This is a genomic window from Paenibacillus sp. UNC496MF, assembly GCF_900113915.1.
Classification (GTDB): Bacteria; Bacillota; Bacilli; order Paenibacillales; family Paenibacillaceae; genus Paenibacillus_Z; species Paenibacillus_Z artemisiicola.
In genome coordinates this window covers 43198-66739 of sequence record NZ_FORE01000007.1, presented here as the reverse complement: position 1 = coordinate 66739, position 23542 = coordinate 43198, and the positions used below count along the sequence as shown (strand labels likewise).

Here is a 23542-nt window from a genome sequence, read left to right as displayed (position 1 = left end):
GGACCGGACGCCGGCGGACGCGCGGTCATCCGATATATACGACCGCTCCGTCCCGCTCGAACGCGCCGGGCAGCTCCTCCGTCAGCCGGCCGAGGCGCGCCAGCAGCAGCGCCAGGCGATCGCCGTCCAGCGCGCGCTCCGCCCACGCCCGCAGGCGGCCGAGCTCGCCGAGCACCTCGGGCACGTCCGCCTTCGTCAGCTCGACGCCGGTCGCGAAGAGCGGCACCCACCGCAGCCCGAGCTCCTCCGCCGCGGGCTCCCAGCAATCCTCGAAGAATGCCTCGGTCGCGACCGGCACGTGGAACAGCCGCTCGGCGTCGCTGCCCGGCTCGGGTATGAAAGCACTGATCGACATTACGGTTTCCCCCTAAATAAGACTTGGAACGTATGATCCGGAAATTCGGCCCGGAGCGCGTTCAGGCTGTTCTCGACCGCGCTTCGCAGCGCCGGCGTGTCGCCGTCCAGCCGGAAGACGAAATGCTTGATGGACCGGATCCGCTCCAGCGACGGCACGTCCGGCGTGCCGTGCGCCGTCGCCCGGGTTCCGGCCGCCTTGGCCGCAAGGTTGTGAATCCGGGTGCGGGTCTTCGCGAGAATTTGCTTGTCGGCGAACTCCTGCGGCGTCTGCGTCGGCAGGCCGGTCCGCGGATTGACGATATCGAGGCCGCGGGCCGTCTTGTCCTCGTAGAAGATGCCGCGCTCCGCGTCGATCTCGTCGAACTCCCCGATCGGATTGCCCCGCTGGTCGACAATTTCGACCTCGCGGTAGCCGTTCCCTGCCGCCGGCGCGGCATCGTCGTCGCGATCGCCGCCCTCGTCTCCGTCCCGGTCGCCGTCCTTCTCCTTGCCGGCGTCCGGCCCGTCGCCGCGGTCCGGATGCGCTCCGCCGTCCTCCCGGGGCGGCTTGCCTCCCGGCATGTCGGGCTCTTCCTTCCGGCCGAGCCGCCCGAGCTTCTTCAGCAGCCGCTCGAGCGGGCCGCGCGCCTTCTTCCCCAGCCATTCCGCCGCCCTGCCGAACGGCAGCCGGCTGAGCACGATCGCGGCGACGGCGGCGATCGCGTTCTCCGGGGTCAGCAGCCGCTTCGGATCGCGGATGTCGGCGGCGATTTCGTGTCCGCTGCCCGCGACGCCGGGGATCGTCAGCGCGAGGCCGAGCGCCGGCCAGAACTCCAGGAAGAGCAGCCCGAGCGCCAGCGCCCCGACGATGATGGCGCCTTTCTCCAGCCCGCTCAGCCGGTCCCACCAATTCTGAAGCGAATCGAACAGGCAGGCGAAGCAGGCATCGGCCGAAGGAACGGCGGCGTGCAGCTGCGCCCAAGCGGCGAAGCCGGCTGCTGCGCCGGCCGCCAGCAGCACGGCGCCGAGCCCCGCCGCGGCCCGGTACAGCCGCTTCGTCCGTTCGCGCACGGCGTCCTCCCGGCCGAGCGCCTCGGCGTTGCCGTACAGCAGCAGGTAAGCCAGCTCCCGCCGCTGCCGATAGAAGCCCATCCGGTACGCGAACGAGCCGCGGTCCCGGAACAGAGCCTCGACCATGCCCCACAGCTCGGAGAACGGATTGAGGACGGGCAGCTCGCCCGGCAGCAGGGGCAGCTTGCGCCGAACCAGATTGAGCGTCCAATAGTCGTAACAGACGGCGGCGGCCAGCAAGAGCAGGAACGCCGCCCGGGTCTTGTAGCCGCTGCCCGTCCACGCATGGACGGTCATGACCCAATCCGGCAGGCTGCCCTGCCCGTTGTAGGCGGCATGGTCGAGAATCGCCCAGAGCAGCAGCAGAACCGGCAGCAGCCAGAGCCACCGGCTCCGTTTGGCCCCGAACCGGACGGCCGCGCCGACGCCGAGGGCGACCATCGCCGTATGCACGGGATGGCTGACCGTCATGAGCGACGGGAGAACGCTCTCCTCGAAGCGGCCCGGGAACAGCGCGAAGAAGTCCCAATGGATCGTCTCCCCGCCGAGCATCGTGTAGCTGTAGCCGTACAGATCGGAGAGCTTGCCGGCATTCGTCCAGCGCCGCGACAGCTCCTCGGCCAGCTGGAAGCCCGCGCCGGAAGCGGCGCCGGCGAGCGCGTAATCGCACAAGCCGAGCGCGGACGCGCGCCGCGAGAACAAGAGCAGCGCGCCGAGCGGCAGCAGCTTCCATGCCTCCTCGACGATCGGCGTCAGCACGGCCTGCGACCAGGTGTCGCGCGCCCGCCCGCCGGCCAGCGCGTGGACCGCGTTCACCGTGAACGCCGTGAACGGGACGACCAAGAGCGCGCCGGCCATGACGAAGAGCGCGGTTTGCCGCCAGGTGAGCGTCTTGCCGCGGCACAGCGCCCAGAACTGCAGGACCACGTAGAACGACCATAAGTACTGCACCAGCATCGTCCGCGATTCCTTCAGGAAGACGAGGCTGAGCACGAGCGCCGCCAGCGAGAGCCAGGCGTACAGGGCGTACGCCGCGCGAAGGGCCGGATAGCGCGCGATAAGCGCTTTCAGCGCGCGGAAGGCCGACTCCCCCGCGTCTCGGATGCCGGTGCGGATTTGCCAGAGCGTAGTCGCGATTTCGGGTTCCCTCCCCGTGCGGTGGTAGGCGGTGCGGCCGGCGGCGATCCGAATGCAAGGAGCCGCCTTGCCCGCACGCGCAAATATACCCTTTTACCCCGCGGAGCGGCCGGCGAAAACGCGAAACGCAAAAATAAGACCCCGCTCCCGGGTCGGGAGGGGGTCTCGGCAAGTCTCGCGCGGCCGCCCCGGGACTTGCGGCGCAAGCAGGCGCGCCGCTCCGCCTATGCCCATGGCCGCAGGTCGAGCCGCGGCGCCGCCCATCACGCGTTTCTACGAAGGGACTAGACGGTACTTTTCGAACGAAACGGCCCTCCGCCGACAGCCGAAATGCCCGAGCGCCGAAGACGCTCCAGCCCGTCCGCTCACGCCCGTCCCCGCTCGCGATGCCGGTATTCGGACGGCGTGCACCGGAACACAGCGCGGAACCGGTTGCAGAAGTAGCTGAAGTTGTCGAAGCCGACCTCGAGCGCCGCCTCGCTGACGGACATATTCCGGTCCTCCAGCAGCGACGCCGCGATCCGGATGCGCAGCGCGTTGACGTACTCGACGGGCGTCTGGCGCATGAACGATTTGAACACGCGCGAGAAGTGGCCTTCGCTCATCCCCGCCTCCGCGGCCAACTCGCGCACGGTCAGCTTCCGGGCGTAATGGGCGTCGACGTAGGTCAGCACCGCCTTCAGCCGCTCCTGCGTCTGCGCGTCGAGCGGCGAGCGCGACGGCCCCTCCACGAAAGCGGCGCGGGATACGTACTCGGCGAAGAGCTGGTACAGCCCGCCCTTCAGCCGCAGCGGCTTCGCGGGATCGTCCGCGTGCTCCAGGTCGAGCAGCGGGCCGAGATGGCGGAAGAGCGCCGGCGCGAGACCGGGCACGGCGCCCGCGAAGGGCACCGGCAGCCCGCGCCCGGCCCGGATCGGCTCGAGCAGCCGCTGCGCGGCGCCGTCCCCGGGGCTCGTCAGCCAGTCCGGGCGGAACACGACCGCCCCGTACGAGCAGGCCGCGCCGCCGCGCGCGTAGCCGCCGTGCAGCTCGCCGCCCGGAATGTACAGCACGTCGCCCGCGGCGGCATGATACGCGGTCAGGCCGATTTGGAACACCGCCTCCCCGCTCTCCACCGCCAGAAACTCCGCCTCCTCGTGCCAATGCGCGTCCAGAATCGGCTCGCCGGCCGCCCGCGCCATCCGGTACACGCCGACCGGAACCTCGGGACTCCCGTGCCGGCGGTCCTCCCGTAAATGCCGCTTATCCATGTCATCGCCGCCCCATGATCAGAATCGTATTAATATAGAGCATAATACTGCAAGAGAAGCGGCATTTCAATCAGTATACTGTTAGCAAGCGCAAGCAATCCGATAAGACGAGAGGATGGAATCACGATGAAATTCAGCGACGGCTACTGGATGACCCGCGAAGGCTACGAGGTCATTTCGCCGTACGAGGTGCATGACGTCGTCGTCGGCACCGACGGCATCACCGTGTACGCGACGCACCGCCATTTGGAAACCCGCGGCCACACCTTGAACGCGCCCCTGATCACGATGGAGTTCTCGTCCCCGATGAAGGATATCATCCGCGCGAAATTCTACCATCATAAAGGAACGCGCCGGCAAGGTCCCGCTTCGTTCCCGCTCCTGACGCCGGACCGTGTGCCCGTCGAGATCGAGAACGCGGCGGACGCCGTCACGCTGAAGAGCGGCGACGCGGCCGTCACGATCACGAAGGCCCATCCGATCAATATCGTCTATACGTATAAAGGGCGCAAGCTGACCCGCGGCGGCTCCCGCGCCACCGGCTTCGTCCAGGCGGCCGACGGCCGCCATCACTTCCGCGAGCAGCTCGACCTGGCGATCGGCGAAACCGTGTACGGCCTCGGCGAGCGGTTCACGCCGTTCGTGAAGAACGGCCAGACCGTCGACGTCTGGAACCAGGACGGCGGCACGGCTTCGGAGCAAGCCTACAAGAACGTCCCGTTCTACGTCACGAACCGCGGCTACGGCGTATTCGTCAACCATCCCGAGCTCGTCTCCTACGAGATCGCGTCGGAGAAGGTGTCCAAGGCGCAGTTCAGCGTCGCCGGCGAATCGCTGGAATACTTCGTCATCGGCGGCGATACGCTCAAGGACGTCCTGGCCAACTACACCGCGCTGACGGGCAAGCCCGCCCTGCCGCCGGCCTGGTCGTTCGGCCTCTGGCTGACGACGTCGTTCACGACCAACTACGACGAAGCGACGGTCACGAGCTTCGTCGACGGCATGGCCGAGCGCGACATCCCGCTCGCGGTGTTCCATTTCGACTGCTTCTGGATGAAGGAATACGAATGGTGCAACTTCGAATGGGACGAGCGCGTCTTCCCGGATCCGCGCGGCATGCTGGAGCGCCTGAAAGCGAAAGGCCTGCACATCTGCGTCTGGATCAACAGCTACATCGCCCAGCGCTCCCCGCTGTTCGACGAAGCGGCGGCGCTCGGCTACCTGGTGAAGCGCGCCGACGGCAGCGTCTGGCAGTGGGACATGTGGCAGTACGGCATGGGGCTCGTCGACTTCACGAACCCGGCGGCGTGCGACTGGTACAAGAGCAAGCTGGCCGCGCTGATGGACATGGGCGTCGACAGCTTCAAGACGGACTTCGGCGAGCGCATCCCGACCGACGTCGTCTACCATGACGGCTCCGATCCGCACCAGATGCACAACTACTACACGCACCTGTACAACAAAGTCGTCTTCGAGCTGCTGGAAGAGAAACGCGGCAAAGGCGAAGCCGCGCTGTTCGCCCGCTCCGCGACCGCCGGCGGCCAGCAATTCCCGGTCCACTGGGGCGGCGACTGCGAAGCGACGTTCGATTCGATGGCGGAAAGCCTCCGCGGCGGCCTGTCGCTCGGCTTGTCCGGCTTCGGCTTCTGGAGCCACGACATCGGCGGCTTCGAAGCGAGCGCGACGCCGGACCTGTACAAGCGCTGGGTCGCCTTCGGCCTGCTGTCCAGCCACAGCCGCCTGCACGGCAGCACGTCGTACCGGGTGCCTTGGCTGTTCGACGAGGAAGCGGTCGACGTTCTCCGCCGCTTCACGAAGCTCAAGCTGCGCCTGATGCCGTACCTGTTCGGCCAGTCGGTGCAGGCGAACAAGCTCGGCGTGCCGGTCATGCGCGCGATGGTGCTGGAATTCGGCGGCGACCCGGCTTGCGATTATCTCGACCGTCAATACATGCTCGGCGATTCGTTCCTCGTCGCGCCGATCTTCAACCCCGAAGGCGAAGCGGTCTATTACGTGCCGGCGGGCACGTGGACGCATTACTTGACCGGCGAGCGGATCGAGGGCGGCGCGTGGCGCAAGGAAACGTTCGATTACTTCAACCTGCCGCTCTACGTGCGCGAAAACTCGCTCATTCCGGTCGGCGCCGAGGACGGCCGTCCGGACTACGACTACGCGTCCGGCGTGACGCTGCAGCTGTTCGCGCTTCAAGACGGGGCGTCCGCTTCGGCCGTCGTGCCGGACGTGACGGGCGAAACGGCCCTGACCGCGACGGCTTCGCGGCGCGGCGGGGCAATCGCGCTCGACGTCGACGGCGGCGCCGAAGGCTGGAGCCTGCTCCTCCGCGGCGTCGAAGCGGTCGCTTCCGTCGAAGGCGGGCAAGCCGACGCCGGCGCGGAAGGCGTCCGGATCCTGCCGGCGCCGGGAGTCAAACGGCTGGTCGTGCAACTGTAAGTTCGGTCGCGGCGGAACCGGGAAACATAGGAACGGAAGCGAAGAATGGCGATACGAAAAGGGAAGCGCGCAGGCTCGAGCCTGCGCGCTTCCCTTTTTCGCGCTGCGGCGGAGACGGCGCAGCCGCGCGCCGCGTCCCCGCCCGCGTCCTTCCGCCGGGGCTTAAATCATGAAGCCGCCGTTGATGTCGAGCGACGCGCCCGTGATATAGCCGGCTTCCGGCGACGCGAGATACGCGACGAACGCGGCGATCTCCGCCGGCTTGCCGTAACGGCCGCCCGCCATCAGCGTCCTCAGAAAATCCGCGAACGGCCCTTCCGCCGGATTCATGTCGGTATCGACCGGTCCCGGCTGAACGTTGTTGACGGTAATGCCCCTTGGGCTCAGGTCGCGCGCCAAGCCGCGGGTCATCCCCGCCACGGCGGCCTTCGTCATGCTGTACAGGCTCATGCCGGCGAAGCCGCTGGCATCCGCGTTCACGCTGCCGATCGTGATGATGCGGTCGCCCTCGCCCATCTCCGGCGCGGCGGCCTGCACGGCGGCGAAGACGGCGCGGACGTTCACGGCGACCATCCGGTCGAACTCGTCGAGCGTGAAGGCATCGTAAGGCTTGACGTCGAGCAGGCCGGCGTTGTTGACGAGGATGTTGATGCGGCCGAGCTTCGCCGCCGCCTCGGCGACGGCGCGCTTGACCGCCTCGCCGTCGGCTCCGTCGGCGCGAAGAGCCAGCGCCCGGCCGCCGCCGGCTTCGATGTCCTTCGCGAGGCGATCCGCTTTTTCTTGCGCGCTGGCATACGTAAACGCGACGGCCGCGCCTTCTTCCGCAAGCCGTCTTGCGATGGCCTCCCCGATGCCGCGGGAACCACCCGTCACGAAAGCGACCTTGCCCGTAAACTTACCGTTTGTTTTCATCGTCATTATCGATCTCTCCTTGTAGGTGGAATGGTTGAATGGTGGACGGATGCAACACGCTAAAAAGCCTGTCGTCGCTTGTTCCGCATTACGCAAAATCGGGAATGAACGTTCCGGAAATAAACAAAAAAATAAAGGCCAAGGCGGCGAAACGATTTTAGGGAATGATCGTTCCGGAAAAGCGCAAAAAAAATCAACGCAGAAAATGCAGCGTCACCGCCACGATATTATCCAGCGCTTGACGATCCGAGGTTACGGCCGACACCGTAATGCCGTGCCGCGCGTTGACGAGAAATTGCGCCAAAGCGCGCAAATCCGGACTGCCCTTCAATTCCCCGTTGGAAGCCGCCCGCGCAAGCAGCTGATAGAAGGCCCGCTCGCTGCCCGCCGCTTCGGCTTGAACCCGGCTCTTCACTTCGGGATGGCCGCACATTTCGAGCGAAGCGCTGACCATGAGGCAGCTCTGCGGCATGTTATGCGCGATGAGCCTGTCGAAGAACGCAAGCAGCAGCTCCTTCGCCGTCCCTTTCCCGTAAAGGATCCCGGTCAGGTCCTGCGCTTGGTCCCCGTAACGGTCCAGCGCCACGAGATACAGATCCTTCTTGCTGCCGAACGTTTCGTAAATGCTGCTCCGGCTTAGGCCGGTCGCGTCCACGAGATCCTGCATCGACGCGCCTTCGTAGCCTTTCTCGCGAAAGACGCGCATCGCCTTCTCGATCGCGTCGTCGATGTTGAACGTTTTGTTTCTTGCCATCGTTGATCATCCCCTGGTTCGTATCGTAACCCAACGCGAAACGAAAAGCAAGGTTTTTTCGGAACGATTGTTCCGTTTATTTATCCTTCGATCGGACGAATAACCGAAACGCCGGCAGGCATAATAAGGCCGTTGTTAAATCAAAGGAGGAAAATTCATCCATGCAATTCACGAACGCGTCTTGGAGCCAATCCCTGCACCAGTGCGAGCAAATCATCCAGCAGCTGGTGAACCAGACCCAGCAAGCCAGCCAAAACTATCAACTGCTGCTGCAGCAGGAGCAGCAAAACGCGCAGCAGCTCGAACAGCTGGCGCAGCGCGAGCAGCGCGCCGCGCAAATCGTCCAAACCGCGCTGCAGGGCCATCAAACGGCCATCCAGCAGCTCCAGCACGTAGCGGAGCTCTGCCGCCAGGCCGAGCAGCTCGCCATGACGCAGCCGGGCTCCCAAAGCCTGCAGCAGCCGGTTCAGAGCTTCGGCATGACCCCCTACCAGCAGCAGATGCACGGCTACCAATCGATGCACTAACGCGCAAACCGGAAAACGGCAGAAAGGCAAGGACCCCCGCGCTCGCGGGAACCCTTGCCTTTCTTGTGATTGCGCCGAGTACGCGCTATAAGACCCGTTTGATCTCGTAATAGCGCACGATCAATTTATCGAGCTTTTCCGACAGCCGAAGCAGGTCCTCGTTCACGGCGGCGAACGAACGTTCCATGCGGTTCAGCTCCTGCCGGGTGCCGTTGATTTCGTCGATCACGTCGAGCAGCTCGAACGGTCGAATCTCCGTGGACTTCGCGAAAAACAACTCCTTTCCGGAGGGCGGCATCGAATCTTGACGCCATTGTCGTTTTGTCGTTCCATCATCGATAGCGGAGTATGCGCCTGGTGTCCTACAAAGTTATTACCACCGTATCGCAGGAAGTAAACAGAATGTATCATTATATTTGGATAGTTGGAAAACTTTATTGCGCCTCCGCGGCCGCCATGATATGATACTGCTTGTCTTGCGGCGCGGAGCCGTGGTGTAGAGGCCTAACATGCCTGCCTGTCACGCAGGAGACCGCGGGTTCGAATCCCGTCGGCTCCGCCATTTCATAGTTCGAACGACCTGAGCAGGAGCTTGCCTCCCTGCTCATTTTTTGCATCCGAAGGAGGCCGCGCTCATGATGAGAGGACGATTCGCCCCGACGCCCTCGGGGCTCATGCACGTCGGCAACGCCCGCACCGCGCTGCTCGCCTGGCTGCAGACGCGCAGCGCCGGCGGGACGTTCCTCATGCGCACGGAGGACGTCGACACGGCCCGCTCCCGCGCGGAGCTGGCCGAGCAGGCGCTGGCGGACCTGCGCTGGCTCGGCTTGGACTGGGACGAAGGGCCGGACGTCGGCGGCCCGTACGGTCCCTACACGCAGAGCGAACGGTTGGACCGCTACGAGGAAGCGCTCGCCGCGCTGGAGCGCGCCGGCCGGCTGTACAGCTGCTTCTGCAGCCGGGCCGATCTGGCCGCCGTCGCGAGCGCGCCGCACGGGCTCGGCAGCGAAGGCGCGGCCTACCCGGGCACCTGCCGCGCGCTGACGCCGGCGGAGCGCGCGGAGCGGCGGCTGCGCAAGGAGCCGTCGCTCCGGTTCGCCGTCGGCGCGGCGCCCGTCCGCTTCGACGACGCCGTCGCGGGCCCGCAGGCGTTCCCGCCGGGCGCGGGCGGCGACTTCATCGTCAAGCGGGCCGACGGCATGATCAGCTACCAGCTGGCGGTCGTCGTCGACGACGCCGCGATGGGCATCACCGACGTGCTGCGCGGCGCCGACCTGCTCGACTCCGCGCCGCGCCAGTTGCGGCTCTACGAGGCGCTCGGCCTGAGGCCGCCCCGCTTCGCCCACGTTCCGCTGCTGTTCGGCTCCGACGGCAAGCGGCTCGCCAAGCGGCACGGCGGCATTTCGCTCGCCGCCCTGCGGGATGCCGGCGCCGCGCCCGAGCAGGTCGTCGGTTGGCTGGCGCATGTCAGCGGGCTCGCCGACACGGACGAGCCGGTCCCGGCGCGGGAGCTGATTCCGCGCTTTCATCTCGGCCGCGTGCCCGCGGAGAACGTCGTCGTCACGGACGAGATGCTCCGCCGGCTGCTTCGCGAGTAGCGCTCCTCTTTCTCTTTTCTCCTTCTTCTTCTCCATAACCGCGCAGAAACCGCGCGAACGGCGAACAAGCCGCCTTCGGTCGGGAAGGCGGCTTGCCGCATCGGCCGTTCCCTGAGCAGGGCCGCCGTCCTCCCCTTAGCGGGAGGCTTTTTTCGTTTTCGCGCGTCTTAGCCGTTGCCGCCGTTGTTCGGCCGCATCGCCTTCGCGCCGCTGTCTTCGGCCAGCTTCTCGCCGTATTGGTCGAGCCGCCCCGGATGGGATTCCGGCCCTCTCCGCTTCGGCTTGTTGTTTCTGCCCGTCATGCTAATCACCCCCGTCTCCGATAAGATGGGCCCGAAGCACCGGTTTCATGCACGCCCGAAGCCCGCCTCTCCCGCTCCTCCCCGGCTGCCCGCGCGCATAGAAGAAACAAGGCCGGGGCATTCTGAAAACAGTCATTTCATGGAAAAGGGGGCGGCGGCGTTGAAAGCGGGCGATCAAGCGGTGGAGCGGCTCAAGCAGGAACTGGGCACGTCCCCGGACTTCAACTGTCAGCCGGTCCCGATCGGCGGCGAGACGGCCGTCTACTGCCTGTACCTGGCCTCCATCACGCAATGCGCCATGATCGAGGAGCAGATTCTGAAGCCGCTCTTGGAAGCGCGGACGCGCCTGGCCGGCGAACCGGCTTTGGACCCGGAACGGCTGTCCGACTATATTCCGATCGCCCGGAAGTCGCTCGGCGGAGGCGTCCGGGAAGCGGCCAAAAACCTCCTGGACGGCCAATGCCTGCTGCTGACGGCGGGAACGGCGGCCTTCTTGAGCTGCGACGTGGCAAGAAGCGATTACCGCGCCGTCGCGGAGCCCGAGACGGAAGCCGTCATCCGCGGACCGCGGGAAGGCTTCGTGGAGGACCTGCAGGTCAACATGGCGCTGATCCGGAAGCGGCTGAAGACCCCGCATCTGGTCTTCGAGCCCTTCGTCATCGGCACGGAAACGGCGACGAACGTCTATATGGCGTACCTAAGCAACGTCGCGAACGACGCCGTCGTCGGGGAATTCCGCCGCCGGATCGAGGCGGTGCGGACGGACGGCATCCTGGAAAGCGCTTATATCGAAGAATGGATTCAGGACAAGACGCTGTCCCCCTTCCCGCAGCTGGCCAGCACGGAGCGTCCGGACGCCGTCGCCGCCAAGCTGCTCGAGGGGCATGTGGCCGTGCTGGTCGACGGCTCGCCGATGGCGCTGGCCGGCCCGCTGACGTTCTTCCAGCTGTTCTCCTCGCCGGAGGACTATTACCAGCGCGCGGATATCGCGACGCTGCTGCGCTGGCTGCGCATGTTCGCGTTCGTCCTGTCCATCTTCGTCCCTTCCCTGTACATCGCGATCGTCAGCTACCACCAGGAGCTGCTGCCGACGCAGCTGCTCATCAGCCTCGCCGCGCAGCGCGAGGAGGTGCCGTTTCCCGCCGTGATCGAAGCGCTGATCATGTTCATCACCTTCGAGATTCTGCGGGAGGCGGGCCTGCGCATGCCCCGCATCGCGGGCCAGGCGATCTCGATCGTCGGGGCGCTCGTCATCGGACAGGCCGCGGTCGAAGCCGGCTTCGTGACGGCGGCCATGGTCATCATCGTGTCGCTGACCGCCATCTCCAATTACATCTCGCCGATGTACGGCTTCGGCATCGCCCAGCGGATCGTCCAATTCGTGTTCATGCTGCTGGCCGGGGTCATGGGCTTGTTCGGCCTGCTCTGCGGCGTCTTCGTCCTGTTCATCCACCTGGTGTCGATCCGGTCGTTCGGGGTCCACTACATGGCGCCGCTCGCGCCGATGATGCCGTCCGACTTCAAGGACACGCTCGTCCGGCTGCCGCGCAAATTCATGCGCGGCCAGCCCCGGGAATTCAAAGCGAAAAACAACACAAGGTGAGCGCATGAAACCGATAACCGTCCTTCTCTGCCTGCTGCTCTGCCTTCCGCTCTGCGCGGGCTGCTGGGATATGAAAGAAATCAACGAGCTGGCCATCGTCAATCTCGGAGCGGCCGACAAGGATCCCGAGACCGGGAAGATCACGGCGTACTACCAGGTGATCAATCCGAGCTCGCTCTCCAACCGGCCGGGCGCCGACAAGGCCGCGGTCTATACGTTCAAGTTCGAGGATTACAGCCTCGGCCGGTTCACCAAACAGACGACGACGCTGATGCCCCGGCGCCTGTTCATGCCGCACATGCAGGTGCTCATCCTCTCGGAACGGTACGCGAAGCAGGGCATCGAGGACATGATCAATTTCGTCGAAATGAGTCCCGACCGCCGGACGAACATCCTCTTCCTCGTGGCGGAGAGCCCCGTCGAGACGATCCTGAACAGCTTCTCGCCGCTCGAACGGATGCCGGGGCGATATATCCGGTCGCTTCTCGACCTGTCGAACAACGGCTACGGCTTCGGCACGCCGGAGCCCATCCGGGTGAAAAACCTCGTCATCGGCTTGTACCGCAAGCAGGCGATGGTCGTCCCGTTGATCCGGTATACGTCGCCGCGTCCCGCGGAGGTCACGGACCGCTTGGAGGACGTGAACATCCGCAAGCAATCGTTCCTGTTCGCGGGAGGAGCCGTGCTTCTGCAGGGGCGCATGGTCGGGAAGATCGATTTCGACGAGAAGGAATTCTATTTCATCCTGAACAAGGACGTCACGAGCACCCTCGTCACGCTCCGGGTAGGCGGCGGCAACGTGGACGTCGAAGCCGACGGGATACGGGTCAAGCGCCGCTTCCGCGCCGGCGGCGCCGAGTACCGGCTGCGCGCGGATCTGCGGATCGTCAACAACGAGCAGTCGGCCGCCGTGACGATCCGCAACATGCGGGAGGTCGAGCAGGCGTTCGACCGCTATTTCGAGCGCAAAGCGGACGCGCTGTTCCGCTTAAGCGCGGACAAGGGCTGGGACCTGCTCGGCCTGCAGGATCACGGCGTGAAGGATTGGCGATCGGCGAAGGTGACGTTCGACATGCGGTCCGAAACCTCTTCCGTCGGCAATACGAACGGACCGCTGCGGTCCGAAGGGAGGAACTGAACGTGGAGCAAGCACGGCTGAGCGCGTGGCAGATGTTCCTGGTCACTTTTTATTTCACGACGGGAACGACATGGATCGTGCTGACCGGCCCGGTCATCGGCGACGCCAAGCAGTACGCCTGGCTCGTCTGCCTCGGCGCGCTGGCCTACGGCATCCTGCTCGCGCTGTTGTGGCTGTACTTGTCGAGCCGCTACCCCGGCAAGAGCCTGGTGGAAATCGCGGTCGCCGCGCTCGGCCGCTGGGCCGGCGGGGTCATCGCGCTGTTCTACGTCCTGTACTTCGTGCAGATCGCGTCCTGGGTCACCCGGAACCTAGGCGACTTCCTGCATACCAACATGATGCCGCAGACGCCGGTCGCCTTCTTCAGCATCATGGTGCTGTTCACGTGCGCCTACGCCGTCGTCAAGGGCATCGCCTCCATCGCGATGGTGTCGGAGCTGCTGACGCCCTACCTGCATCTGGCCTACTGGGTGCCGATTCTCGTCGCGCTCCGGCAGTGGGATTGGCAGAACTTTCACGAAAGCCATATCGGGTCGTTCGCCGCCGCGATCGCCCGGACGAATTACGCCTTCGCTTTCCCGTTCATGGAGACGGTGGCGCTCATGATGCTGTTTCCGTACGTGCAGAAGCGGCTCAACACCTCGTACATCCTGGGCATCGCCGCGAGCGGCCTCAGCCTGGCGCTCAGCGTGCTGGCGAACATCGGCATCCTCGGGGTCAATCGCGGCTCGCGCCTGATCTACCCGGTATTCATGCTGTTTCGCGAAATGCAATTCGCCAGCTTCCTGGAGCATCTGGAAACGTTCCTCGCCATCAACGTCCTGTTCATCGTCTGCCTGAAGCTGAGCATCCTGTTCTACTGCGCCTTGCTCGCGATCTGCCAGCTGTTCCGCGTCAAGCGGCGGGAGGTCGTGGCCTTCCCGCTGATCTGGATCTTGTCCGCCTATTCCCTGCTGTTCCACAACGTCATCGAGAACATGGAATGGGTGCAGAAGTATTTGTTCACCTATTATTTGCTGTACGCCGTCGTCTTCCCGCTCCTCCTGCTGGCCGCGGCTTGGCTGCGGAAGGCGGGAGCTCCCGGGGCTATGCTGACCCCTCGGACGGAATAGCGCGTACGCCTGCCCTAAGCAAAGCTAAAAAAGCGGCAGACCGGGAGCGCTGCCTCCGGTCTGCCGCTTGCTTAGGCCTGCATAGGCCTGCTTAATCCTCTTCGCTCCATACCGGCGCCAGCCGGTACGCGTTCAGCACGGGCAGCGCCGCCGCGCCGTCCCCGTAGACGGCGAGTCCCTCGCTGTCCTCGCGGAACGGATAGACGCGGCCGGACAGCGCGGTCCGCTCGTTCACGATCACTTCCACCGTCGAACGGTCCAGGAAGACCCGGATGTCGAAGCGCCCGGACGCGGACGCCGGCAGCGGCGCCTCGAGCGGAAACCGGTGCATCGCGGCGTCGCCGTTCATGCGTTCGCGAACGAGCCGCACGACGCCCGCCGCGCGGTCGAATTCCAGCGCGCATTCCTCTTCGCCGTTCGGAGAACGGAAGAAGCGGATGCCCCATGCCGCGTTTGGCCCCGTCTCGGCGGTCAGCTCCAGCTCGATCGCCTTGCCGGACACCGGCAGCGCCCGCTCGCCGGAGAGCGGCTCGGCCGAACCGAGCTCGGCCCGCTCGCCCCGGAGCCGTTCCAGCTCCGGGATCGGCCGGATCAGCAGCTCGCCGGTCTCCGGATCGAGGCGAAGGATGCGCGGCACCGCCTGAACGCCGGCCCAGCCTTCGATGGCCGCGCTCTCGCCCCTTCCGCTCTCGGGCATCCAGCCCCACATGATGCGCCGGCCCTGCTCGTCCTCGAACGACGTCGGCGCGTAATAGCCGTCCAAATGGCCGTAATCGAGGATGCCCTCGGTCTCCGTCACGAACGCGAAATCATCTCTCAGCGTGCCGGTCCGGTACGGAATGCCGCGCCCTTGCGGCGAATACGTCAGCACCCATTTGCCGTCCAGACGGAAGAAGTTCGGGCATTCCCATACCTTGCCTTCGCCCTTCGCCAGCACGTTCAGGAACGTCCACGAGAGAAGGTCGGGCGAACGATAAATCGTCACGCAGCCTTCGCCGCCCAGCGATCCGCCGGTCACCATGTACCAATCGCCGTCCATCCGCCAGACGTAAGGGTCCCGCCATTCCTTGATCGTCAGGTCCCCGTGAATCGATCCGGCCAGCACCGGGTTGGCGTCCGGCTTCCGCCAGTTCGTCCAGTCCGCGTCGCCGAAGGCGATCCACTGCTCGGCGCCCGACTCGGAGCCGCGCTCCGGCCCGATGCTCGTGTAGATCAGCGCCGGGCGGCCGTCCTGCATGACGGCGCAGCCGGAGAAGCAGTGCGCTTCGCCCCGCTCCGGCGACGGATGGAGCGCCATCGGAAGCCGCTCCCAATGCACGAGGTCGAGGCTCTTGGCGTGACCCCAATGAATGTCGCCCCACTTGTCCCCGTTCGGATTGTATTGATAAAAGAGGTGATACACCCCGCCCGCCTGGATCGGACCGTTCGGGTCGTTCATCCAGTTGCGTTCGGGCCGAAAATGGTAGGTCGGTTTCAAGCCGTGCACGAATATGACAACTCCTCTCCCCAACTCGAAAGGCGCCGGCGGCGCCGTCTTACACGATCTCCGCCAAAAACCGCTCGTACGCGGCGATCGCCCGGTCCATCCGCGCGTTCAGCGCCTCGTCGATCGTCTGCAGCTCCGGCCGCGACCGGAAATACGCGATCGACTGCCGGATGCCGCGTTCGAAGTTCGTCGTCGCCAAGTAGCCCGGCACGAACGTCTTGATCTTGCGGTTGTCGACCACGTAGCTGTTGCTGGCATCGCCGAACAGCCCCGCCCGGAATTCGGGCAGAAACCGGGAGATGCACTCGGACGTCATATGGACGGCCCGCGGCTCCGCGTCCACGGCCCGGCCGATGGCGGCGAGGTATTGATTCCACGTCTTCACTTCGTCCGACGTGATATGGAACGACTGGCCGAGCGTCTGGTCGTTGCCGAGCAGCCCCACCAGCCCCTTGGCGAAGTCGGTGTTGTGCGTGATCGTCCAGAGCGACGTGCCGTCGCCGGGCACGATCACCGGCTTCCCCCGCAGGATGCGGTCGATCAGCGTCCACGGATGCGCGCCGCTCGCGACGGCGAACGGAATCGCGGTCTCGCCGTACGTATGCGAGGGGCGCACGATCGTCGCCGGAAAGCCCGTGTCGCGGTATGCCCGAAGCAGCCGCTCCTCACAGGCGATTTTGTCGACGGCGTAGTCCCAGCCGGGATTATGCTGCGGCGCGGACTCGTCGAAGACGTAATGGCTCGGCGGGCGCTGGTACGTCGCGACCGTGCTGATGAAGATATATTGGTTCGTCTTGCCCGCGAACAGCCGAACGTCGCGCTCGATGTCTTCGGGCTTGAAGGCGATCCAATCGACCACCGCGTCGAAGCGCATGTCCGACAGCAGCTCGCGCATGGCAGGCTCGTCGTGGATGTCGCCGAGGAGGATGCGCGCGCCCGCCGGCACGCGCGCCCCCCGGTTGCCCCGGTTCAGCAGATAGAGCTCGACCCCCTGCCGTACCGCGAGCTCCGAAGCGGCCGTGCTGATCAAGCCGGTTCCGCCGATAAAAAGAACTTTCATGATGGCAGCGTTCCCCTTTCCGCGCGATTGGCCGCGCGCTACTCGTCGTCGAAGACGCTCGCCGGGTACCCCGCTCCGAACGGCGCGTCCGGCCGCTCGTATTCGCCGGCCAGATAGCGGCGGACGGGCGTCGCCCGCGCCAGGTAATCCGGGTCGTTCGCGAACCGGTCGGAGAACCGGACCCACGGCGGACTATAAATATAATGCATGGTATAGCGGTCGTAATCGCCGTCGTGCGCGTAGGTGCGGTGCCAGACGGCGTTGTGGAACAGCAGCACGGAACCGGCCGGCGCGCAGATGACATGGCCGATCGGCAGGTCGCCCTTCTCCTTGCGGAGGTCGGGCGGCAGCGGCACCTGCGCCCGGTGGCTGCCCGGGATCATCTCCATGTTGCCCATGCGGGGCAGGGATTGATCGGTCAGCAGATACGACGCCCGCAGCTGCAGCAGCGGAATCGGATAGCCGAGCTTCTTGAAATCGTACGCGCCCGAGCCGTCCTGATGCCAGCCGCCGAAGCCGCCGAACGCCGGCTGCTTCGTGCACCAGGCGGATTGCAGAATGAAGCGGTCGCCGTACAGCGCCCGGACCTTCGGCAGGACGGACGGATGATCGACCAGCGCGTCGAGCGCCGGCTCCGTCTCGAAGCCGCGGCCGACCTGGGCCCAGCCTTCCGTGCCTTCCTTCTCGTGCAGACGGACGGACGCTTCGAGGCACGCCTGGACCTGATCGGCGGTCAAGACGTTCGGAATGACGAGATACCCCCAGGATTCGAACATGAACCGGTCAAGCTCGGTGAATGCGCCGGGCTCGGAAACAGCCTGAAGTCCTTGATGCGGTTCAGCAGCCATGCGGACAACCTCCCGTTATCATGAATTGAGAACTGGCTGTGGGCGCCGACCGGCAAGCTTGCTTCTTCGTGGACGTACGAGGTCAGCGCGGACAGAGGATTGCTGCGCCGTCGGAAGGGCAGCCGAATCACCTCCAAACGCGTTCGGTCAACCAGAATATATCATACATATATAATATGTACAATAATACAAATTTGACGAGCTCGCACAGGCTTGAAGACCGCTGCCGCGTCCGTCCGCCACCCCGGAGAAGAGGGCCGGACGAGAGGCGGAGTTGCCGAAGCGCCGTCATTAAAGGACGCGCTCTCCGGGTTGTAAGGGCTTTTTTAATGAAGCGCGAAAAGGCGCCCGCCTTCCCGGTGCATCAGCGCGCCGTCGTCTCGCCGATCTCCCGCCGCCGCTCCAAATGCGCCAGATGGCGTTCGCCCCGCGCGTCCATAGCCACGGGTACGCGGCGGAGACGACCCGCGCGGCGAAGGACGAATTCTTCCCGCGTTACGCCGCGTACATGAACCGCTTCCTCGCCATGCGCGGCCGGGGCGGCGTCGACCGGCAGGACTTCGAACGGATGGCCGGCCCGGAGACGGCGCTCGCCGTGGGCAGCCCGCAGCAGATCTTCGAGAAGATGCTGCATCAGCGGGAGCTGTTCGGACACGACCGCCATATCGTCCAGCTGGACATCGGCGGCATGCCGTTCGCCCGAGTCGCGAAGGCGATCGAGCTGCTGGCGGCCGACGTCGCGCCCGCCGTGCGTCGTGCCGCGGCCGCGAAGTAAGGGCCGCCGAGAAAGCAAGCGTCCGGCGCCGACCCGATGAGGGAAGGCGCCGGACGCTTGCCGCTTGCGGCTGCCAATGCGGTCAGCCGTTGCGGTAATGCCGGATTTTGTCCGCGTACGCCGCCGCCAGCTCCCGGGCCGCCTGCTGCGATTCCGCGTTCGTGTATACCTGGAAGATCGGCTCCTCGTTGTCGGGAAGGATGAGCGTCCAGCCCTGATCGTGGAAGATTTTGAGCCCGTCGATCATCTCGACGTCCTGTCCCTTCGTCTCCTCCATCAGGAAGCGCATCACCTTGCCCTTCTCCGTCCACGGGCAGTCGACCTCCTCCTTGAACAGCGCGAAGCTCGGGATCGTCGCGACCAGCTGCGACAGCGACAGGCCCAGCTCCGCGAGCGTCGCCATGGCGTGCACGACCGTGTAGATGCCGTCCGCGTACGCATGGAAGCCGTTATGCTGGCAGCTCTCCAGCAGCGAGCGCGTATCCGCCTTCGAGCGGACCGCTCGCCGGCCCTGCCGCTCCGCCAGCAGCTCCGCCGTGCCCGGGAAGTGCACCGGCACGCGCACGATCTCGTCGGCCGAGGTCCGCAGCCGGATCATCAGCTGCAGCATGTGCAGCAGCTCGTCCGACGCGACGCCGCCGCGCTCCGTGACCAGCTCGAGCCGCTCGCCGTTCGCGTCCAGCAGAACGCCGAAGTCCGCTTCGTTGTCGCGGACCCAGCGCGCCAGCTCGGCCGCCGTCGAGACGACGCCGTTCAGCTGGATGACGCGGCAGCCCAGCTCGTGCAGCAGCTCCGGCAGCACTTGGTTCAGGTTTTGGCCGTTGTACACCGTCACGACCTTGAAGGAGCGCTTCGCGACGAGGCCGGCGTCGACCGATTCCAGCAGATCTTTGCGGTAGAGGGCGCCGGCATGCGGGGAGGTCCGTTTGCGGCCCAGCTTGTCCCGCTTGATCAGGCGGCGGTCCTCCTGCACGAACGCGTTCTCGATCTTCCGCTCCGCCGCCTTCGGAATCGGCAGGCCCTGCCCGTCCAGAAACTCGATGACGAGCTGATCCTCGCCGTCCGCATCCGACACCCGGATGTAAATGCCGGCGGCGCAGTCCAGATGGCGCGTCGCGTAGCGGGTGATGGAGGACGTCACCGCGCCGAAATCGTACGTATGGATGCCGGAGGCATGCAGGCCGGTCGCGAACGTGTCCGCGATCAGCTCGGCGAAGGGCGCCGCGTCGCGGCCGATGCCGACCGTCGATCCCATCGCGAGCGAAGACGCGAGCGCGGTCGCCAGCCGGTCGACGAAGCCCGTCGTCATCGTGACGTTGCAGACGCCTTTGACCCCGCGCCGGCCGAAAATCGTCTTGGCGGCGCGCTCTTCCACGATCAGCGAATGCTTCAGCACGGCGTTGTCCTCGACCGATTTGTCCGGGAAAATTTTCACGCCGGGCTGCACGATGCTGTTCACGCCGATGCTGCAGTGGTCGCCCAGCACGGCGCCTTCCTTGACCGACGCGCCGTAGCCGGCGAGCACGTTCCGGCACAGCGTGGCGCCGACGATCTCCACCTGCCGGTCGAGCACGTTGTTGCGCCACAGCACCGCCCGGTCCAGGGCGACGCCGTCCATGAGGATGGAGCCCGCGCCGACGACGGAATGCGCCGACACCGAGGCGCCCCGGCCGACCGACGCGTGGTCGCCGATAAACGCCGGTCCGATCACCGAGGCCGTCGGATCGATCAGGGCGTGCTCGCCGGCCCAGACGCCGGGCGCGACTTCCCGTCCGGCGATCGCGACGTCGACCTTCCCCTCCAGCATGTCGAACTGGGTTTGGCGGTACTGCCCCAGGTTGCCGATATCGGACCAGTAGCCTTCGGCCACATACCCGTACATCGGCCGGCCGCGCTTCATGAGCGCCGGGAACAGGTCTTTGCTGAAGTCGACTTCCCGTCCGCTCTCCATATAGCCGAAGATCTCGGTATCGAGAATATAGATGCCGGTATTCACCGTGTCGCTGAACACTTCGCCCCAGCTCGGCTTCTCCAGGAAGCGGACGATCCGCCCCGCGGGATCCGTCATGACGACGCCGAACTCCAGGGGGCTGTCCACCTGCGTCAGCACGAGCGTCGCCACGGCCTCCTTCTCGCGGTGGTACGCGATCGCCCGGGTCAGATCGAAATCCGTCAATGCGTCGCCGCTGATGACGATGAACGTCTCGTCGAGGAACGCTTCGGCGTTCTTGACGCTGCCGGCCGTGCCGAGCGGCGAATGCTCTTCGAAGTAGTGCAGGCGCACGCCGAAATCCGAGCCGTCGCCGAAATACTGGCGGATCGCCTCCGGGATGTACTGCACGGTGACCGCGATGTCCGCGATGCCGTGCTTCTTCAGCAGCTCGATCGTGTATTCCATGACCGGGCGGTCCAGCAGCGGTACCATCGGCTTCGGCGTGTTGCTCGTGAGCGGGCGAAGACGGGAGCCTTTGCCGCCCGCCATGATGACTGCTTTCATCGCGATCCCTCCGTCGGTTCGATTGCGGCAGCCGCTTCCCGGCTGTAGTACAGCTGCGATTGCTCGCGCAGCACGCGGCGGTATACGGCCGCCGTCCGTTCGGCGATCGCGCCCCAGTCGTACACGGTCGCGGCTTTGCGCAGCGCGTTCGCCGCCATCGCCGCGGCGTTGTTCTCGTCCCGCAGCAGCAGGATCAGCCGGGACGCCAGGGAATGCGCGTCCCCGGGCAGCGCCGTGTAGCCGTCCTCGCCGTCCGCGACGATCTCCGCCAGGCCGCCGGTGCCGGATACGACGACCGGCACGTTCGCCGCCATCGCCTCCAGCGCCACGATGCCGAACGGCTCGTACAGGCTCGGGAACGCCGCGGCGTACGCCGCGCGAAGCAGCCGGTTGCGCGCCGCGTCGTCGATGAAGCCGGCGAAGAGCACCTTGTCCCCGATGCCGAGCTCGGCCGCGCGGGCGCGCAGCTCCTCCTGCATCGGTCCTTTGCCCGCGATGACGAATTTCGCGTCCGGACAGGCCGCGAGCACCTCCGGCGCGCTTTCGAGCAGCACGTGCACGCCCTTCTCCCGCACGAGCCGCCCGACGAAAAAGACGATTTTCTCGTGCGGCAGGGCGAAGGCCGCGCGATCGGCGGACCCGTCGTCCGCGGCTTGGACGAGCGCCGGCTCGACACCGTTCGGAATGACGTCGAGCTTGTCCGCGGGCACGGAGAACAGCTCCCTAAGCTCCCGCTCCATGGCATGGCTGCACACGATGACCCGCCACGCCTCGTAGGACAGCTCCCATTCCCGGTGGTGGATCGTGCGCTGCAGCCATGTCCGGATGCCCTGGTTCCGCCCGTGCTCGGTCGCATGGACCGTCGCGACGAGCGGCAGCCCGAAGCGGTGCTTCAGCGTCTTGGCCGCCTGGTGCACGAGCCAGTCGTGGGCGTGGACGACGTCGAACGCGGCGCCGTCCGCGATCAAGGCGGCGACGTAGTCGGCCATGGCGAGATTCAGCTGGAAAATCCAATCCATGAACGGCAGCCCTTCATGCTGGTACGTCCGCAGCCGGTGCACGCGGACGCCGCCGTCCCGTTCGTACGCCGGGCGGCCGTCCGCATGGCAGGTGACGACGTGGACTTCGGTTCCCTGCTCGGCCAGCTTGCGGCCGAGATCATAGACATGTCTGGACAAGCCGCCGACGACGAACGGCGGGTACTCCCAAGCGAGCATGAGCACCCGGAGCGCCCGTCCCGAAGATGCCGGCACCCGCGCGTCGAACGTCCGGACTTCGGCGCCGGACGCGTACAGCCGATAATCGAGCGCGGGGAACGCCGCGTCGCGCCGTTCGATGCCGTGCAGCCAGCGCTCGTCGATGATGCCGCCCCGCAGCATGCAGCGAAGCGTGCGGAAACGCCCGGCGTGGGCGTCGAAACGGCGCTCGGCATCGTCCTTCGTGCCGGCGTCGCCCATCCGCAGCGCGAGATCGCCTTCCTGGGCGAGCAGCAGCTCGCGCGCGGCCTGGTCGAGCGCCCGGCGGACGAGTCCCCGCGCGTCCGCGTGCCGGTCGGCCAGCTCGATCATCTGCGCTTCCATTTCGTGCAGCCGGCGGTAAATCCATTGGTTGGCGCCGTTCAGCCACGCGTCGCCGTAGCCGCCGCTTCCGGCGCTCGCGAACGACGGGCGGCATTCCTCGTACCGCGTGCCGGCCTGCGCCTGCAGATACGCGCCGGGCGAAGTCGGCGCGAGCGGGCCGCCCGCTTCGGCGAGCGTCCGGCACAGCCGGTCCAGCCGCGCCGCGCCGCCAAGCCGCCAGGACGCGGACAGGAGGTCGAAGCAGGCGGTGACGACCGGCGCCTTGCCGGTCCCCGGCTGTGCCGCCTCCGCCCGTCCGGCCCATGCGGCGGCGAAGTCTTCGCGGTCCGTCTCGGGATCCCGCGCGAACGCGAGCATGCCGCCGGGCGTCCGGACCGGCGCGTGAAGACCGCCGGCCGGCTGCGGGTCGGCGTACCGGAACGAATGGGCCTCGACGATGAAATAGCCGAGCCCGCATTCCCGCAGCACGCGGTCGAGTCCGTCCGCGTAGCCGCCTCCCGGCAGCCAGACGCCGGCCGGCGCGGAGCCGAGCAGCGCGGCGTGCGCCCGGACGGCGGCGCCGATCTGCGCGCGGAGCGCCTGCTCCGTTCGGAGATAAGGCAGGAAGGCATGCGTGGCGGCGGACGTCAGCAGCTCCAGGCGGCCCGCGTCCGCCAGCGCCTTGAAGCCGGCGACGAGACTGCCGCCGTATGTATCGGTCAAGCGCGTCCGGGCTTGGCGGAGCTTGTCCGCCTCTTCACGGACGAGCGGTTCTTGCTCCGCGAGTCGGATCAAACGGTCCAGATGCGCGAGATAACGCGCTTGCAGCGACGGATCGGAGAGCATGGCGAGCAGCGTCGGCGACAGCGCGAGCGCGAGCCGCCCCGGCACGCGGTCGCGGGCAAGCCCGTCCAAGACTTCCAGCAGCGGGAGCATGACGTCCGTCGCCGCTTCGAACAGCCGGCGCTCCTCCGCGCTGCCCTCGGGCTGCGCCTGCGGCGCGAACGGCAAATGGGCGTGAAGCACGATCGAAAGGGATCCTTTTTCCACAAGCGCCTTCCTTTCCATGGTCGAGTCGTATAGGTGCGATGCGATCGATCTCCGCCCGCGGCGTCCGCGGGAAAGG

At 66.2% G+C, this 23542-nt stretch carries 19 protein-coding genes and 1 tRNA gene; 8 read left to right on the top strand and 12 right to left on the bottom strand.

Features of this window, described 5'->3' with window-relative positions; all coding sequences use genetic code 11:
- Positions 1 to 25 precede the first annotated feature (25 nt).
- The 3 genes from BMZ79_RS12020 to BMZ79_RS12010 all read right to left on the bottom strand — a co-directional run bounded on the left by BMZ79_RS12020 (position 26) and on the right by BMZ79_RS12010 (position 3794).
- On the bottom strand, positions 26 to 355 hold the full coding sequence (locus BMZ79_RS12020; protein WP_090640376.1) for a hypothetical protein: 330 nt from the start codon (positions 353 to 355) through the stop codon (positions 26 to 28).
- On the bottom strand, positions 355 to 2400 hold the full coding sequence (locus BMZ79_RS12015; RefSeq protein ID WP_256252697.1) for a PrsW family glutamic-type intramembrane protease: 2046 nt from the start codon (positions 2398 to 2400) through the stop codon (positions 355 to 357). The genes BMZ79_RS12020 and BMZ79_RS12015 overlap by 1 nt, the downstream gene beginning before the upstream one ends.
- A 509-nt stretch (positions 2401 to 2909) precedes the next feature.
- Positions 2910 to 3794: an AraC family transcriptional regulator gene (locus BMZ79_RS12010; RefSeq protein ID WP_090640371.1), complete on the bottom strand. Its 885-nt coding sequence runs from the start codon at positions 3792 to 3794 to the stop codon at positions 2910 to 2912.
- A gap of 126 nt (positions 3795 to 3920) precedes the next feature.
- On the opposite strand from BMZ79_RS12010, the gene yicI reads away from it, so the two are divergent.
- Complete coding sequence (gene yicI / locus BMZ79_RS12005) at positions 3921 to 6245, top strand: alpha-xylosidase (protein WP_090640368.1); 2325 nt, start codon at positions 3921 to 3923, stop codon at positions 6243 to 6245.
- Between the two features lie 162 nt (positions 6246 to 6407).
- On the opposite strand, the gene BMZ79_RS12000 is transcribed toward yicI, so the two are convergent.
- Together BMZ79_RS12000 and BMZ79_RS11995 are read right to left on the bottom strand one after the other, a co-directional pair.
- Positions 6408 to 7163 (bottom strand): 3-oxoacyl-ACP reductase family protein, encoded by a 756-nt coding sequence (locus BMZ79_RS12000; RefSeq protein ID WP_090640365.1) that lies wholly within the window; start codon positions 7161 to 7163, stop codon positions 6408 to 6410.
- Positions 7164 to 7350: 187 nt separating this feature from the next.
- Positions 7351 to 7911 carry a TetR/AcrR family transcriptional regulator gene (locus tag BMZ79_RS11995; RefSeq protein ID WP_090640362.1) on the bottom strand — a complete coding sequence of 187 codons (561 nt, stop codon included), beginning with the start codon at positions 7909 to 7911 and terminating at the stop codon, positions 7351 to 7353.
- Between the two features lie 161 nt (positions 7912 to 8072).
- Between BMZ79_RS11995 and BMZ79_RS11990 the strand changes: the two genes are divergently transcribed.
- Complete coding sequence (locus tag BMZ79_RS11990) at positions 8073 to 8438, top strand: hypothetical protein (RefSeq protein WP_256252695.1); 366 nt, start codon at positions 8073 to 8075, stop codon at positions 8436 to 8438.
- An 85-nt stretch (positions 8439 to 8523) separates the two neighbouring features.
- On the opposite strand, the gene BMZ79_RS11985 is transcribed toward BMZ79_RS11990, so the two are convergent.
- Entirely contained in the window at positions 8524 to 8715 is a 192-nt protein-coding gene (locus tag BMZ79_RS11985) for an aspartyl-phosphate phosphatase Spo0E family protein (protein WP_218154688.1), read from the bottom strand.
- 208 nt (positions 8716 to 8923) lie between these two features.
- Between BMZ79_RS11985 and BMZ79_RS11980 the strand changes: the two genes are divergently transcribed.
- Together BMZ79_RS11980 and gluQRS are read left to right on the top strand one after the other, a co-directional pair.
- Positions 8924 to 9000, top strand: a tRNA-Asp gene (locus BMZ79_RS11980).
- A 73-nt stretch (positions 9001 to 9073) separates the two neighbouring features.
- Positions 9074 to 10036, top strand: coding sequence for a tRNA glutamyl-Q(34) synthetase GluQRS (gene gluQRS / locus BMZ79_RS11975; protein WP_090640357.1), 963 nt, complete (start codon positions 9074 to 9076; stop codon positions 10034 to 10036).
- 167 nt (positions 10037 to 10203) lie between these two features.
- Here the strand turns inward: gluQRS and BMZ79_RS35085 are convergent, their stop codons facing one another.
- Positions 10204 to 10338, bottom strand: coding sequence for a hypothetical protein (locus tag BMZ79_RS35085; RefSeq protein WP_256252694.1), 135 nt, complete (start codon positions 10336 to 10338; stop codon positions 10204 to 10206).
- 139 nt (positions 10339 to 10477) lie between these two features.
- Between BMZ79_RS35085 and BMZ79_RS11970 the strand changes: the two genes are divergently transcribed.
- Genes BMZ79_RS11970 through BMZ79_RS11960 form a run of 3 tightly spaced genes read left to right on the top strand, consistent with a single transcriptional unit; the run spans position 10478 to position 14191 of the window.
- The gene (locus tag BMZ79_RS11970; protein WP_090640356.1) at positions 10478 to 11941 is read left to right on the top strand and encodes a spore germination protein; all 1464 of its coding nucleotides are present in this window, start codon (positions 10478 to 10480) and stop codon (positions 11939 to 11941) included.
- Positions 11942 to 11945: 4 nt separating this feature from the next.
- Positions 11946 to 13079 (top strand): Ger(x)C family spore germination protein, encoded by a 1134-nt coding sequence (locus tag BMZ79_RS11965; protein WP_090640353.1) that lies wholly within the window; start codon positions 11946 to 11948, stop codon positions 13077 to 13079.
- A 2-nt stretch (positions 13080 to 13081) separates the two neighbouring features.
- Positions 13082 to 14191 (top strand): GerAB/ArcD/ProY family transporter, encoded by a 1110-nt coding sequence (locus tag BMZ79_RS11960; RefSeq protein ID WP_090640351.1) that lies wholly within the window; start codon positions 13082 to 13084, stop codon positions 14189 to 14191.
- A gap of 91 nt (positions 14192 to 14282) precedes the next feature.
- Here the strand turns inward: BMZ79_RS11960 and BMZ79_RS11955 are convergent, their stop codons facing one another.
- Genes BMZ79_RS11955 through BMZ79_RS11945 form a run of 3 tightly spaced genes read right to left on the bottom strand, consistent with a single transcriptional unit; the run spans position 14283 to position 17585 of the window.
- Positions 14283 to 15677, bottom strand: coding sequence for a glycoside hydrolase family 32 protein (locus BMZ79_RS11955; RefSeq protein WP_090640348.1), 1395 nt, complete (start codon positions 15675 to 15677; stop codon positions 14283 to 14285).
- A 49-nt stretch (positions 15678 to 15726) separates the two neighbouring features.
- Entirely contained in the window at positions 15727 to 16737 is a 1011-nt protein-coding gene (locus tag BMZ79_RS11950; protein ID WP_090640347.1) for an SDR family oxidoreductase, read from the bottom strand.
- A 38-nt stretch (positions 16738 to 16775) separates the two neighbouring features.
- The gene (locus BMZ79_RS11945) at positions 16776 to 17585 is read right to left on the bottom strand and encodes a phytanoyl-CoA dioxygenase family protein (protein ID WP_090640344.1); all 810 of its coding nucleotides are present in this window, start codon (positions 17583 to 17585) and stop codon (positions 16776 to 16778) included.
- A gap of 406 nt (positions 17586 to 17991) precedes the next feature.
- On the opposite strand from BMZ79_RS11945, the gene BMZ79_RS11940 reads away from it, so the two are divergent.
- Positions 17992 to 18360: a hypothetical protein gene (locus BMZ79_RS11940; RefSeq protein WP_143088940.1), complete on the top strand. Its 369-nt coding sequence runs from the start codon at positions 17992 to 17994 to the stop codon at positions 18358 to 18360.
- 82 nt (positions 18361 to 18442) lie between these two features.
- Here the strand turns inward: BMZ79_RS11940 and BMZ79_RS11935 are convergent, their stop codons facing one another.
- Together BMZ79_RS11935 and BMZ79_RS11930 are read right to left on the bottom strand one after the other, a co-directional pair.
- Positions 18443 to 20857, bottom strand: coding sequence for a sugar phosphate nucleotidyltransferase (locus BMZ79_RS11935; protein WP_090640338.1), 2415 nt, complete (start codon positions 20855 to 20857; stop codon positions 18443 to 18445).
- The gene (locus tag BMZ79_RS11930; RefSeq protein WP_090640335.1) at positions 20854 to 23466 is read right to left on the bottom strand and encodes a 1,4-alpha-glucan branching protein domain-containing protein; all 2613 of its coding nucleotides are present in this window, start codon (positions 23464 to 23466) and stop codon (positions 20854 to 20856) included. The genes BMZ79_RS11935 and BMZ79_RS11930 overlap by 4 nt, the downstream gene beginning before the upstream one ends.
- Positions 23467 to 23542 lie beyond the last annotated feature (76 nt).

What these genes read in the sequence shown, in the direction of transcription:
- BMZ79_RS12020 (WP_090640376.1), bottom strand. Translation starts at nt 355, where the DNA reads ATGTCGATCAGTGCTTTCATACCCGAGCCGGGCAGCGACGCCGAGCGG.
- BMZ79_RS12010 (WP_090640371.1), bottom strand. Translation starts at nt 3,794, where the DNA reads ATGGATAAGCGGCATTTACGGGAGGACCGCCGGCACGGGAGTCCCGAG.
- yicI (WP_090640368.1), top strand. Translation starts at nt 3,921, where the DNA reads ATGAAATTCAGCGACGGCTACTGGATGACCCGCGAAGGCTACGAGGTC.
- BMZ79_RS12000 (WP_090640365.1), bottom strand. Translation starts at nt 7,163, where the DNA reads ATGACGATGAAAACAAACGGTAAGTTTACGGGCAAGGTCGCTTTCGTG.
- BMZ79_RS11995 (WP_090640362.1), bottom strand. Translation starts at nt 7,911, where the DNA reads ATGGCAAGAAACAAAACGTTCAACATCGACGACGCGATCGAGAAGGCG.
- BMZ79_RS11990 (WP_256252695.1), top strand. Translation starts at nt 8,073, where the DNA reads ATGCAATTCACGAACGCGTCTTGGAGCCAATCCCTGCACCAGTGCGAG.
- gluQRS (WP_090640357.1), top strand. Translation starts at nt 9,074, where the DNA reads ATGATGAGAGGACGATTCGCCCCGACGCCCTCGGGGCTCATGCACGTC.
- BMZ79_RS35085 (WP_256252694.1), bottom strand. Translation starts at nt 10,338, where the DNA reads ATGACGGGCAGAAACAACAAGCCGAAGCGGAGAGGGCCGGAATCCCAT.
- BMZ79_RS11970 (WP_090640356.1), top strand. Translation starts at nt 10,478, where the DNA reads ATGGAAAAGGGGGCGGCGGCGTTGAAAGCGGGCGATCAAGCGGTGGAG.
- BMZ79_RS11965 (WP_090640353.1), top strand. Translation starts at nt 11,946, where the DNA reads ATGAAACCGATAACCGTCCTTCTCTGCCTGCTGCTCTGCCTTCCGCTC.
- BMZ79_RS11950 (WP_090640347.1), bottom strand. Translation starts at nt 16,737, where the DNA reads ATGAAAGTTCTTTTTATCGGCGGAACCGGCTTGATCAGCACGGCCGCT.
- BMZ79_RS11945 (WP_090640344.1), bottom strand. Translation starts at nt 17,585, where the DNA reads ATGGCTGCTGAACCGCATCAAGGACTTCAGGCTGTTTCCGAGCCCGGC.
- BMZ79_RS11940 (WP_143088940.1), top strand. Translation starts at nt 17,992, where the DNA reads ATGCGCCAGATGGCGTTCGCCCCGCGCGTCCATAGCCACGGGTACGCG.
- BMZ79_RS11935 (WP_090640338.1), bottom strand. Translation starts at nt 20,857, where the DNA reads ATGAAAGCAGTCATCATGGCGGGCGGCAAAGGCTCCCGTCTTCGCCCG.